The sequence below is a fragment of the Streptomyces sp. NPDC014764 genome (assembly GCF_043082785.1).
Lineage (GTDB): Bacteria > Actinomycetota > Actinomycetes > Streptomycetales > Streptomycetaceae > Streptomyces > Streptomyces althioticus.
Genome location: NZ_JBIBXY010000001.1, coordinates 1047177 through 1060201, shown reverse-complemented (window position 1 = coordinate 1060201; position 13025 = coordinate 1047177). Strand labels below are relative to the sequence as shown.

The 13025-nt window shown below is 73.1% G+C and carries 10 protein-coding genes; all 10 read left to right on the top strand.

Features of this window, described 5'->3' with window-relative positions:
* Nucleotides 1–265 precede the first annotated feature (265 nt).
* The 10 genes from ACF1AG_RS04815 (at nucleotide 266) to ACF1AG_RS04770 (ending at nucleotide 12918) form a co-directional block, all read left to right on the top strand.
* Entirely contained in the window at nucleotides 266–838 is a 573-nt protein-coding gene (locus tag ACF1AG_RS04815) for a YqgE/AlgH family protein (RefSeq protein WP_359750439.1), read from the top strand.
* Nucleotides 839–867: 29 nt separating this feature from the next.
* Entirely contained in the window at nucleotides 868–1155 is a 288-nt protein-coding gene (locus tag ACF1AG_RS04810) for a DUF3039 domain-containing protein (protein ID WP_033277520.1), read from the top strand.
* Between the two features lie 242 nt (nucleotides 1156–1397).
* On the top strand, nucleotides 1398–2690 hold the full coding sequence (locus ACF1AG_RS04805) for an extracellular solute-binding protein (protein WP_387794249.1): 1293 nt from the start codon (nucleotides 1398–1400) through the stop codon (nucleotides 2688–2690).
* A complete protein-coding gene (locus ACF1AG_RS04800; RefSeq protein ID WP_359607496.1) occupies nucleotides 2687–3649 on the top strand; it encodes a sugar ABC transporter permease in 963 nt (320 codons plus the stop codon). Before ACF1AG_RS04805 ends, ACF1AG_RS04800 begins: the two co-directional genes overlap by 4 nt.
* A gap of 29 nt (nucleotides 3650–3678) precedes the next feature.
* Nucleotides 3679–4524, top strand: coding sequence for a carbohydrate ABC transporter permease (locus tag ACF1AG_RS04795; protein WP_387794252.1), 846 nt, complete (start codon nucleotides 3679–3681; stop codon nucleotides 4522–4524).
* A 4-nt stretch (nucleotides 4525–4528) separates the two neighbouring features.
* On the top strand, nucleotides 4529–6172 hold the full coding sequence (locus ACF1AG_RS04790) for a beta-N-acetylhexosaminidase (protein ID WP_391809316.1): 1644 nt from the start codon (nucleotides 4529–4531) through the stop codon (nucleotides 6170–6172).
* Between the two features lie 309 nt (nucleotides 6173–6481).
* On the top strand, nucleotides 6482–7375 hold the full coding sequence (locus tag ACF1AG_RS04785) for an FAD binding domain-containing protein (protein ID WP_359608137.1): 894 nt from the start codon (nucleotides 6482–6484) through the stop codon (nucleotides 7373–7375).
* Nucleotides 7372–9213, top strand: coding sequence for a 2Fe-2S iron-sulfur cluster-binding protein (locus ACF1AG_RS04780; RefSeq protein WP_391809315.1), 1842 nt, complete (start codon nucleotides 7372–7374; stop codon nucleotides 9211–9213). Before ACF1AG_RS04785 ends, ACF1AG_RS04780 begins: the two co-directional genes overlap by 4 nt.
* Nucleotides 9210–11519 (top strand): molybdopterin cofactor-binding domain-containing protein, encoded by a 2310-nt coding sequence (locus ACF1AG_RS04775; protein WP_359605194.1) that lies wholly within the window; start codon nucleotides 9210–9212, stop codon nucleotides 11517–11519. Before ACF1AG_RS04780 ends, ACF1AG_RS04775 begins: the two co-directional genes overlap by 4 nt.
* Nucleotides 11520–11745: 226 nt before the next feature.
* Nucleotides 11746–12918 carry an SUKH-4 family immunity protein gene (locus ACF1AG_RS04770; protein ID WP_391809314.1) on the top strand — a complete coding sequence of 391 codons (1173 nt, stop codon included), beginning with the start codon at nucleotides 11746–11748 and terminating at the stop codon, nucleotides 12916–12918.
* Nucleotides 12919–13025 lie beyond the last annotated feature (107 nt).

Below are 13025 nucleotides of genomic sequence, written 5' to 3'. Positions count from 1 at the left end.
GGTAATCGCCCTTCACCCCCCTTCTGTAAGCCCGAGGAGGCCCTGGGAACGTCATGGCTCTGTCACAACACGAACGGTTCCCCGGCGGCCACGCGGGGTCACCGCGTCCCGGCGCGCGCCGCACGTGCTCCCGGCCGCCCGTCCGCACCCCTTCACCCCGGCCGGACGACGCCCGACCAGGAAGCTCTCGCGCGCGGCGGCGGTCTTCACTCCGTCACCCGCATTGCCTCCCCGCGCACGGGGAAGATGCGGGATCATGTCTGGCATGACCGAGGTGTCCTCGCTCACAGGGCGGCTGCTCGTGGCCACTCCCGCTCTGGCGGACCCGAACTTCGACCGCGCGGTGGTGCTCCTCCTCGACCACGACGAGGAGGGCTCCCTCGGTGTCGTCCTCAACCGGCCGACCCCGGTGGACGTGGGAGACATCCTGGAAGGCTGGGCGGACCTGGCCGGCGAACCCGGCGTGGTGTTCCAGGGCGGACCGGTGTCGCTGGACTCGGCGCTCGGCGTCGCCGTCGTCCCGGGCGGCGCGACGGGGGAGGAGCCGCCGGTCGGCTGGCGCCGGGTGCACGGCGCGATCGGCCTGGTCGACCTGGAGGCCCCGCCGGAACTGCTCGCCTCCGTCCTCGGCTCGCTGCGGATCTTCGCCGGTTACGCGGGCTGGGGCCCCGGCCAGCTGGAGGACGAGCTGGTCGACGGCGCGTGGTACGTGGTGGAGTCCGAGCCCGGGGACGTGTCCTGCCCGTCGCCCGAGCGGCTCTGGCGCGAGGTGCTGCGCCGGCAGCGCAGCGAGCTGGCGATGGTCGCCACGTATCCGGACGACCCTTCGCTCAACTGAGGCGCGCGGGCTTCAGTACCCTTGGCGGCATGAGCACTCTTGAGCCCGAGCGCGGGACTGGTACGGGGACCCTCGTCGAGCCGACGCCGCAGACCTCCCACGGCGACGGTGACCACGAGCGCTTCGCCCACTACGTCCAGAAGGACAAGATCATGGCGAGCGCCCTCGACGGTACGCCCGTCGTGGCGCTGTGCGGCAAGGTGTGGGTGCCCGGCCGGGACCCGAAGAAGTACCCGGTCTGCCCCATGTGCAAGGAGATCTACGAGTCCATGAGTGAAGGCGGCGACGACAAGGGCAAGGGCAAGGGCGACAAGTAGTCCCCTCACCTCACCTACCTCCCCTTCCCGGCGCCGGTCCGAGTCCTCCGAAGGCCCCCGTGGGTGCGCTTTGCGCGCCCCCGGGGGCCTTTTTGCTGCTTTCCCGTTGCGCAGGGTGCGTCGGCCGGTCACAGAGTGGTTGAGACCTCTTGTGGCGTGGTTCACCCAGTCCTTAGCCTCCGTGTGTTGTGCACAGCGAAACCGCCATTGCATATGTTGCAACGCGCTCGGAGGAGCACTCCATGAAGCTGTCCGTCCGCATGGTCGCCGTCGCGGCCGTCCTCGCCACCGCCGCCTGCGCCCCCCAGACTTCCGGCAACTCCTCCTCCGACAAGGACGAGAAGACCGGCACCCTGCGCGTCTGGCTCTTCCAGGAGGTCAACAACCAGCCCAAGGAACAGGTCGTCGACTCCGTCCTCGCCGAGTTCGAGAAGGAGCACGAGGGCGCCGAGGTCACCGTCGAGTACATACCCGTCGAGACCCGCGCCCAACGCATCAAGGCCGCCTTCAACGACCCGAAGTCCGCGCCGGACCTCATCGAGTACGGCAACACCGACACCGCCGGCTACGTGAAGGACGGCGGACTCGCCGACGTCACCGAGGACTTCGGCGCCTGGGACGAGGCCAAGGACACCGATCCCACCGCCCGCCAGTCCGTCACCGTCGGCGGCAAGGTCTACGGCGTGCCCTACTTCGTCGGAGTCCGCGCGCTGTACTACCGCACCGACGTCTTCGAGGAACTCGGCCTCGACGTCCCGAGGACACAGGCCGAACTGATCGCCACGGCGAAGGAGATCCGCGCCGCGAAGCCCGAGCTGTACGGGCTCGCCGTCGGCGGCGCCTACACCTACGGCGCGATGCCCTTCATCTGGGCCCACGGCGGCGAACTCGCCACCGGCAAGGGCGGTTCGTACGCCTCCGCGATCGACAGCGCTGCCGCGCGCAAGGGCATCGAGGCGTACACCTCGCTGTTCGGCGACGACAACTGCCCCGCCGCGAAGTGCGCCGCGATGACCGGCAACGACACGATCACCGCGTTCGCCGCGGGCAAGGCGGCCATGGCGATCGGCGGCGACTTCAGCCATGCCGCCGTCGAGGCCGGCAAGGTCAAGGGCCGATACGCGGTCGTGCCGCTGCCGGGCCTGAAGGCCGGGTCGATCGCCCCCGCGTTCGCCGGCGGCAACAACCTGGGCGTACTGAAGTCCACCACCCACCGCACCCTCGCCGTCGACCTGATGAAGCGGCTCGCCTCCAAGGAGGCACAGGGGGAGCTGTTCGAGGCGATGGGGTTCCTGCCGACGTTCTCCGACGTGCGGCAGCAGGTGGCCGCGAAGGAGGCCTTCGTGAAGCCGTTCGTCGAGACGCTCGCGGCTGACACGAAGTTCGTGCCCGCTTCGCCGGCGTGGGCGCAGATCGACGCGGGTGCGGTGCTGCCGACGATGTTCCAGGAGGTCGTCTCCGGCAAGAAGGATGTGAACTCCGCCTCGGCGGATGCTGCCAGGAAGATGAACGACGCGTTCGGGTCCGTCGGATGACGGTGCCTACTGGGGCGGGGGTGCTCGAGCGTGCGCGGGTTCCGGTGCGTGGGGGTCCCTCGCGCAGCTCCCCGCGCCCCCGAGCGGGGCGTTCGCGCACGCCTTGGTTGTATCTCGCGCCGGCGTTGGTGGTTCTTGGGGGGCTGCTTGCCTATCCCATTTACCAGCTCGGGCTGATTTCGGTCTTCCACTACACCCAGGCTCAGGTCAGCGGTGGGGAGCCGACGACCTTCGAGGGGTTCGGGAACTACTCCCGGCTGTTCTCGGACGGGCAGTTCTGGGAGGTGCTGCTGGCCACCGTGGTGTTCGCGGCGGCCTGTGTCGTCTCCACGCTGGCCGTGGGGTGCGCGCTCGCCGTGCTGCTCACCCGGGTACGGGCGGTGCCCCGCCTGGCCTTGATGCTGGCAGCGCTGGGCGCCTGGGCCACGCCCGCGATCACCGGGTCCACGGTGTGGCTGTTCCTGTTCGACGCCGACTTCGGTCCCGTCAACCGGGTGCTGGGGCTCGGTGACCACTCCTGGACGTACGGGCGGTTCAGCGCGTTCTTCCTGGTGCTGCTCGAAGTGGTGTGGTGCTCCTTCCCGTTCGTGATGGTCACGGTCTACGCCGGCATCCGCGCCGTGCCCGCCGAGGTGCTGGAGGCGGCCGCGCTGGACGGGGCCTCGCAGTGGCGGATCTGGCGGTCGGTGCTCGCGCCGATGCTCCGCCCGATCCTGGTCGTCGTCACCATCCAGTCGGTCATCTGGGACTTCAAGGTCTTCACGCAGATCTACGTCATGACGGGCGGCGGGGGCATCGCGGGACAGAACCTGGTGCTCAACGTGTACGCCTACCAGAAGGCGTTCGCCTCCTCGCAGTACAGCCTGGGCGCCGCCATCGGCGTGGTGATGCTGCTGATCCTGCTCGCCGTGACGCTGGTGTACCTGCGGCTGCTGCGCCGCCAGGGGGAGGAACTGTGAGTCCCGTGAGGCAGGATGTGGAATCCCGGGTGAATCTTCTGGGCCGGTTCACCCGGCGCCCGGGCCGGACGGCGGCCGAGGCGACCGCCCTGGTGGTGGCCGCCGTGGTGGCCTTCCCCCTGTACTGGATGGTGCTGAGCGCCTTCAAGCCGGCCGGTGAGATCCGGTCGACCGAGCCGCGGCCGTGGACGCTGGCGCCGACGCTGGACTCGTTCCGGCGGGTGTTCGGGCAGGAGGATTTCGGCCGCTACTTCCTCAACAGCGTCGTCGTCGCGGTCGCTGTGGTGATCGCCTCCGCGTTCATCGCGTTCCTCGCCGCGACAGCCGTGACACGATTCCGGTTCCGTTTGCGGACCACGCTGCTGATCATGTTTCTGGTCGCTCAGATGGTGCCCGTGGAAGCGTTGACGATCCCCCTGTTCTTCGTGATGCGGGATCTCGGTCAGCTGAACACGCTGTGGTCGCTGATCCTGCCGCACATCGCCTTCTCGCTGCCGTTCGCGATCTGGATGCTCAGGGGGTTCGTGAAGGGCGTTCCCGAGGCGCTGGAGGAGGCCGCGTACATGGACGGCGCGAGCCGTACCCGGTTCCTTTGGCAGATCCTTTTCCCGCTCGTCCTGCCGGGGCTCGTGGCCACCAGTGTGTTCTCGTTCATCTCCGCCTGGAACGACTTCCTGTTCGCCAAGTCGTTCATCATCAGCGACATCTCCCAGTCGACCCTGCCGATGGCGCTGCTGGTGTTCTACAAACCCGACGACCCCGACTGGGGCGGGGTCATGGCGGCGTCCACCGTGATGACGATTCCCGTGCTGGTCTTCTTCGTACTCGTACAGCGGCGTCTGGTCTCCGGACTGGGCGGCGCGGTAAAGGACTGACGTGATGCCGACTTCACTGATTCCGGCGCCCCGGGGCGTCGTCGCCGGTACCGGGGAGACCCGTCTGACGGAGGCTTCCGGGCTGTACGCCGATGCCGGTACGGAAGGTGTGGCGCGGTGGCTCGGGGGTGTGCTGCGGGCCGCCACCGGACTGCCCTGGACGCAGGCGCGGGAGCCCGCGGAGGCGCGTGACGGCGTCCGGCTCTCCCTCGCCGCGGACCTCGGCCCGGAGGCGTACCGGCTCGTCAGCGGCCCTGCGGGTGTGCTCGTCGAGGGCGGCGACGCGGCCGGTGTGCTGCACGGCGCGCAGACCCTGCGCCAGCTCCTCGGCGCCGACGCGTTCCGCAGGGCGCCGGTCCGCCGCGACCGGGTGTGGGCCGTGCCGCACGTGACCGTCGAGGACGCGCCCCGCTTCCGCTGGCGCGGTCTGATGCTGGACGTGGCACGCCACTTCATGCCGAAGGAAGGGGTGCTGCGCTATCTCGATCTGATGTCCGCGCACAAACTCAACGTGCTGCATCTGCACCTGACGGACGACCAGGGCTGGCGCGTCGAGATCAAGCGGTATCCGCGGCTCACCGAGGTCGGATCCTGGCGTGCCCGCACGAAAATCGGCCACCGGGCCTCGCCGCTGTGGGACGACCGGCCGCACGGCGGCTTCTACACCCAGGACGACCTCCGCGAGATCGTGGCCTACGCCGCCGAGCGGCATATCGGCGTGGTCCCCGAAATCGACGTGCCCGGGCACTCGCAGGCCGCCATCGCCGCCTATCCGGAACTCGGCAACTCCGATGTCGTCGACACCGCCGCGCTGACCGTCTGGGACACCTGGGGCATCAATCCGAACGTCCTCGCCCCCACCGAGGACACCCTGCGCTTCTACGAAGGGGTGCTGGAGGAACTTCTGGAAGTGTTCCCCGCCGACGCCGGGCCGTTCTCGCCGTTCGTGCACATCGGCGGCGACGAATGCGTCAAGGACCAGTGGCGGGAGTCGAGGACGGCGCGGGAACAGGCCGCGAAACTCGGGCTCGCGGACGAGGACGCCCTGCAGTCCTGGTTCATCGGCCACTTCGACCGCTGGCTGGCCGACCGCGGGCGGCGGCTCATCGGCTGGGACGAGATCCTCCAGGGCGGACTCGCGCCGGGCGCCGCCGTGTCGTCGTGGCGCGGCTACGCGGGCGGCGTCACCGCCGCCCGCGCGGGCCACGACGTGGTGATGTGCCCCGAACAGCAGGTCTACCTGGACCACCGGCAGGACGCGGGCCCCGACGAGCCGGTGCCGATCGGGTACGTGCGCACCCTGGAGGACGTCTACCGGTTCGACCCGGTCCCGGCGGAGCTGACGCCGGAGGAGCGGGAGCGGGTGCTGGGCACGCAGGCCAACGTGTGGACCGAGGTGATGGAGGACCAGGGGCGCGTCGACTACCAGACGTTCCCCCGGCTCGCCGCGCTGGCCGAGGTCGCCTGGAGCGAGCTGCCCGCCCCCGCCGACCGGGACTTCCCCGGCTTCGAGCGGCGGATGACCGAGCACTACCGGCGCCTGGACGCCCTCGGCGTCGCCTACCGGCCGCCCGGCGGTCCCCGCCCGTGGCAGCGCCGCCCGGGCGTCCTGGGCCGCCCGATCGACGGGCCGCCGCCCGCCCTGTAGTCGCGTCGCGGGTCGTCCCCCGGTGCTCCTCAGCCCCGGGGCACGACCCGCGCCTCGCGCGTTCGCTGCGGGCCGAACAGGCCGGGTCATAACGGAACAAGGGCTTCCGAAGGCTGTGATTCCGCGGTGCCGGGGCGATTCGGGGACGGAATCGGCCAGGTCCGGGCCCAGCGGGGCGAATGCCTCCTAGCGGACCCCCGTCTTCGGCACCTGCCAAGATGTGCCAGAGTTGCCACGTCCGCCCTGTCAGCACGTACCGTACGGCGCACGGGTGGGACCAGGTGGGGCAGCGGGAAGGGGCAGCCGGTTTTGAGCACGCACGCACCGCAGGCGGCGCAGGCCGTGACGCTGCCCACGACGCTGGACGAGGCCGTGGCGGCGCTTACCGCCATGCCCGCCGCCGTGCCCGTCGCGGGCGGTACCGATTTGATGGCCGCCGTCAACTCCGGGCAGCTCAGGCCCGCTGCGCTGGTCGGCCTCGGCAAGATCAGCGAGATCCGCGGCTGGCAGTACCTGGACGGACACGCGCTCCTCGGCGCCGGACTCACGCACGCGCGCATGGGGCGCCCGGACTTCGCCGCGCTCATCCCGGCGCTCGCCGCCGCCGCGCGGGCCGCCGGACCCCCGCACATCCGCAACGCCGGCACCCTCGGCGGCAACATCGCCTCCGCCGCCCCCACCGGGGACGCCCTGCCCGTGCTGGCCGCCCTGGAGGCGACGCTGATCGTCGCCGGGCCGGGCGGCGCCCGCCGAGAGGCCCCGGTGTCGCACCTGCTGGCCGGCATGGACGTGCTGCGCCCCGGCGAGCTGATCGGCTACGTGCGCGTGCCGCTGCTGCACGCCCCCCAGGTCTTCCTGAAGGCGACCGGCCGCACCGGCCCCGGCCGCGCGGTCGCCTCCGTCGCCCTCGTGCTCGACCCCGCCCGGCGCGGGGTGCGCTGCGCGGTGGGCGCCATAGCGCCGATGCCGCTGCGGCCCCTGGAGGCCGAGCAGTGGGTCGCGCAGCTCATCGACTGGGACAACAACCGCGCGATCGTGCCCGAGGCGCTCAGCGCGTTCGGGGAGTACGTCGCCGCGGCCTGCATCCCTGACGCCGCGCCCGGCGAGGACGGCACCGTTCCGCCGCTGCCGCCCGCGGTACTCCACCTGCGGCGCACCGTCGCCGCGCTGGCCCGACGAGCACTGGGGAGGGCGTTGTCGTGACCGACGACCAGCACGGACAGGGCGGCACGCCTCCGGGCGGCAGCCGGTGGGACCCGCTGCCGCAGGGCGACTACGACGACGGTGCCACGGCCTTCGTGAACCTCCCGGAGGGCGGCATCGACGCCCTGCTGGACGCCATGGAGAGCCCGCTGGCCGCCCCCGGCCACGGCTACGTCCCGCCGCAGATCACGGTCACGCCGGCCACCACCGCGGGTACCGACCCGTCGGCCACCGGCAGCTGGGCCGCGCCCGGCGCCCCCGTCGACGGGGCCCAGTGGCACGACCCGGCGTCCGCGGAGCCCGACGCGACGGCGGGGGCCCCGTACGGCTACGACCCCGGCGCGAGCGGGCAGTGGGCCTACGACCCCGACGCGCAGGGGCAGCACCACGCGCAGGGGCAGGGGCAGCACCACGCGCAGGGCCACGACCCCGCGGCGCAGCACCAGGGTCACGGTCAGGCGCCGGGGCAGGACGTCACCGGGCAGTGGTCGATCCCCGTGGCGGGCGGCGACCTGCCGGACGAGTCCGGCGAGTTCACCACGTCCTCCTTGGTCGAGCAGTGGGGGAACACCCCTCCGGCGACCTTGCCGGGCGGGGCCGCCGCCCCCTGGGCCGAGTCCCAGTCCATCGGCACGCCGTGGGGCCCCGGCGTCCCCGGCGTGCCGCAGGACCACGACCAGCAGGGCGGTGCGTACGCGCCTCGGCCCGGCGCCTACGAGGACCGGGGCGGCGAGCACGGGCCCGCCCCGGAGACGCAGGACCCCGCCGCCCGGCAGCACGGCTCGCAGCCCTCGTACCCGGGCGCGCCCGGCGCCTCCCAGGAGCAGCCGCAGCCGCGCCCTGCCGAGGACGCCTCCGCGCACGACGTCCCGCAGGCGTCCCGGCCGCTGCCCGCCGAGGAGCACCCGGAGCAGCCGTGGCAGTCCGAGGAGGGCGCCGACGGCGACGCCGGAGACGCCGGAGGCCACGAGCACCCGCAGGCCCCCCAGGACGCCGAGGAGCCCCCCTCCGGCGCGTCCGAGGACGACGGCGACCGCGCCGCGGACGCGCAGGAGGCCGCCGAGGCCTCCGAGGGGCCCTCGCAGGCCCCGGCACCCGCCGAGGACGACGGCGCCCCCGACGCCCCCGACGTCGCGGACGGTCCGGGCGCCCCGGAGGCCTCCGACGAACCGGACGCCCCCGTCGCCGACGTCCTCGTGGCCCCGCACGACGACCACCCCCTCGCCTCCTACGTCCTCCGCGTCAACGGCACCGACCGGCCCGTCACCGACGCGTGGATCGGCGAGTCCCTGCTCTACGTGCTGCGCGAGCGGCTCGGCCTGGCCGGCGCCAAGGACGGCTGCTCGCAGGGCGAGTGCGGCGCCTGCAACGTCCAGGTCGACGGCCGGCTCGTCGCGTCCTGCCTGGTCCCCGCCGTCACCGCGGCCGGCAGCGAGGTCCGCACCGTCGAAGGACTGGCCCAGGACGGCCGCCCCTCGGACGTGCAGCGCGCCCTCGCCCGCTGCGGCGCCGTGCAGTGCGGCTTCTGCGTGCCCGGCATGGCGATGACCGTGCACGACCTGCTGGAGGGCAACCCGGCCCCGACCGAGCTGGAGACCCGCCAGGCCCTGTGCGGCAACCTGTGCCGCTGCTCCGGCTACCGGGGCGTGGTCGACGCCGTGCAGGAGGTCGTCGCCGAACGCGAGGCGCACGCCGAGGCCGAGGCCGCCGCGGACGACGGCGACGGCGCCCCCCGCATCCCGCACCAGGCGGGCCCCGGCGCCGGCGGGGTCAACCCCTCGGCGTTCGGCGTCGCACCGCAGGACCAGCCCCACGGCCAGGACGGAGGCCAGGCGTGAGCAACGAAGCAGCCACCGTGCAGACCGCCGAGGCGGCCCCCGAGGAGGAGGCCGCCCCGCGACGCGGACTCGGCGCCTCCCTCCCGGCCGCCGACGCGCGCGCCAAGACCGAGGGCACCTTCCCGTACGCCGCCGACCTGTGGGCCGAGGGCCTGCTGTGGGCCGCCGTGCTGCGTTCCCCGCACCCGCACGCGCGCATCAAGTCGATCGACACCACGCACGCGCGCGAGATGCCCGGCGTCCGCGCGGTCGTCACCCACGAGGACGTCCCCGGCGCCTCCGTGCTCGGCCGCGGCACGGCCGACCGCCCGGTCTTCGCCTCCGAGGTCGTACGCCACCACGGCGAGCCGCTGGCCGCCGTCGCAGCCGACCACCCCGACACCGCGCGCATGGCCGCCGCCGCGGTCATCGTCGAGTACGAGGTGCTCGACCCGGTGACCGACCCCGAACAGGCCTTCGAGGCCGAACCCCTGCACCCCGACGGCAATCTGGTCCGGCACATCCCGCTGCGCCACGGCGACGCGGACGCGGCCGGCGAGGTCGTCGTCGAAGGGCTGTACCGCATCGGCCGCCAGGACCCCGCCCCCATAGGGGCAGAGGCCGGACTCGCCGTGCCCCGCCCGGACGGCGGGGTCGAGCTGTACCTGGCGTCCACCGACCCGCACGGCGACCGGGACACCGCCGCCGCCGCGTTCGGTCTCCAGCAGGACCAGGTCAAGATCGTCGTCACGGGCGTGCCCGGCGCCACCGCCGACCGCGAGGACCAGAGCTTCCAGCTGCCCCTCGGGCTGCTCGCGCTGAAGACCGGCTGCCCGGTGAAGCTCGCCGCCACCCGCGAGGAGTCCTTCCTCGGCCACACCCACCGCCACCCCACGCTGCTGCGCTACCGCCACCACGCCGACGCCGAGGGCAAGCTGGTCAAGGTCGAGGCGCAGATCCTGCTCGACGCGGGCGCCTACGCCGGCACCTCCTCCGAGGCCCTGGCCGCCGCCGTCGCCTTCGCCTGCGGCCCGTACGTCGTGCCCAACGCCTTCATCGAGGGCTGGGCGGTGCGCACCAACAACCCGCCCTCCGGCCATGTGCGCGGCGAGGGCGCGATGCAGGTGTGCGCCGCGTACGAGGCGCAGATGGACAAGCTGGCCAAGAAGCTCGGCCTGGACCCGGCCGAGGTGCGGCTGCGGAACGTGATGGCCACCGGCGACGTGCTGCCCACCGGCCAGACCGTCACCTGCCCCGCCCCCGTCGCCGAACTGCTGGAGGCCGTGCGGGACTTCCCGCTGCCGCCGCTGCCCAAGGACACCCCCGAGGACGAGTGGCTGCTGCCCGGAGGACCCGAGGGCGCGGGCGAGCCGGGCGCGGTGCGCCGGGGCGTGGGCTACGGCCTGGGCATGGTGCACATGCTCGGCGCGGAGGGCGCCGACGAGGTGTCCACGGCCACCGTGCGCGTCCAGAACGGCGTGGCGACCGTGCTGTGCGCGGCCGTCGAGACCGGGCAGGGCTTCTCCACGCTGGCCCGGCAGATCGTCCAGGAGACCCTCGGCGTCGACGAGGTGCACGTGGTGCCCGTCGACACCGACCAGCCCCCGGCCGGGCCGGGCTGCCGCGGACGCCACACCTGGGTGTCGGGCGGGGCGGTGGAGCGCGCGGCCAAGATGGTCCGCACCCAGCTCCTCCAGCCGCTGGCGCACAAGTTCGGCATGTCCACCGAGCTGCTCCAGATCACCGACGGCAAGATCACCTCGTACGACGGCGTGCTGTCCACGACCGTCACCGAGGCCATGGACGGCAAGGAGCTGTGGGCGACCGCGCAGTGCCGGCCGCACCCCACCGAGCCGCTGGACGACGCGGGACAGGGCGACGCCTTCGTCGGCATCTCCTTCTGCGCGATCCGCGCCGTCGTGGACGTCGACATCGAGCTGGGCTCGGTCCGGGTCGTGGAGCTGGCCGTCGCACAGGACGTGGGCCGGGTGCTCAACCCGGCGCAGCTCGCCGCGCGGATCGAGGCGGGCGTGACCCAGGGCCTGGGCGCCGCGCTCACCGAGAACCTGCGCACCCCGCGCGGTCTGATCCGCCACCCCGACCTCACCGGGTACGCCCTGCCGACCGCGCTGGACGCGCCCGACATCCGGATCGTCAAGCTGGTCGAGGAGCGGGACGTGGTCGCCCCGTTCGGCGCCAAGGCGGTCAGCGCGGTGCCGGTGGTGACCTCGCCGGCCGCGATCGCCTCCGCCGTGCGCGCCGCCACCGGGCGTCCGGTGAACCGGCTGCCGATCCGTCCGCAGGCCGCCGTGGTGACCGGTAACTGAGCGATTCCCCGGGCCGATCGGCCTCTCGGGGCAACGCTCGGGGCCTCCCGTGCGTCTTGAGGGACAGGGCGCCGGCCGCGCTCCCCGTTTCCGATGCGTTGTCAGTGGTGCCGCGTACTCTTCGGAGCAGTGGGGGACGGCCGTGGGTCCGGCAGGGCGCGGGCCGTCCTGCCCGGGGCGGGACGTTCGCGGGCCCGGGACCGAGCACACGTATCGCGGGGGAATCATGAGCACGACCGACACCGTTGTCGCGAGGGCGATCACACTCACCGAGGACGACCTCGGTCCCCAGGTCACGCACGCGTCGACGCGGAGCTGGCTGACCGGGCCCGGACTGCCGTGCGACAACGGCCTGTTCCGTTTCACGGAGCCGGCCCGCCCCGGCGGCCTGCCCACGGTCGCCGAGGTGACGGGCGCCGCCGACCGGCTGTCGCCCGCGCTGCGCGACCGGCTCGTCATCGGCGCGTTCGCCGCCCCGGCGGGCCTGGAGCCGGAGTCCCTGCTGCTCGACGGCGCCACCGGCGAGGTCTCCAGCGCGTACGTCCATGACCGGCCCGACCTCCTGGACTGCCGTCCGCTGGCCCCGTCGCTGCCGACGTTCGTGCGCTTCGCCGCGGCCACGGACGAACTGGCCGGACTGCGCAGCCAGTTCGCCGCCTACGCCGGCCGGTACGGCACCAAGGCGGTCGCGGAGGCCTCGCGGCAGCTGCTCGCGGTGTTCGAGGAGGGCGCGGACGGCGAGCCCGCGCCTTTCTGGCGGATGGCAGCGCTGATCCGCCCCCTCGCCCTGGTCGCGGGCCCCGGCACGGCCTCGGGACTCGCCCTTGACCTCCCCCTGCGCCTGCTGGACGACGAGTTCGGCCGGGGCGGCGTGGTCCGCTTCGAGGAGGTCGACTTCCCCGCGACGCTCACGCACGAGCCGACCCGCCGCTTCCTGCGCGAGACGGGCCTGCCCGAGGACGGCTTCCTGTTCTCCCTGGACACGGACCAGCCGCTGCGCACGCTCACGGAGTACACGGCCGACGACGGCTGCGGCTTCCCGCCCGGCCTCCTTCCGGCCCACGCCGACCGGCTGATACGCGTCGGGCACCTGATCGACGACCACGGCCTGGTCGTCGACGGGGCGACGGGGGCGGTGCTGAGCTGGAGCGAGTCGGACGGGGCGCTGCGCCCGCTGAACACGGACATCTCCACGCTGGCGTTCACCCTCTGGCTCCTGCACCGGGAGCGCTCCCTCGACGAGGACTCCGGCCACGCGCTCACGAGCGACGCCTACGACCAGCTCGCCCTGACGATGATCCAGGTCCTCGCCTCGGTCGACCCGACGGGCACGACCCCGGACACGGACTGGCACTACTGGACCCGCCTCTTCCAGGACGAGGCGGGCGGGGTTCTCTGAGGCGCGTCGCCCCGACGGGGGCGGGCTGTTTCTGACGCGCACGCCGAAAAGGCGGGGCGCTGTCGAAGCACCTCGCCCTTTCGCTTGAGGCCGTGGCGGGAATCGAA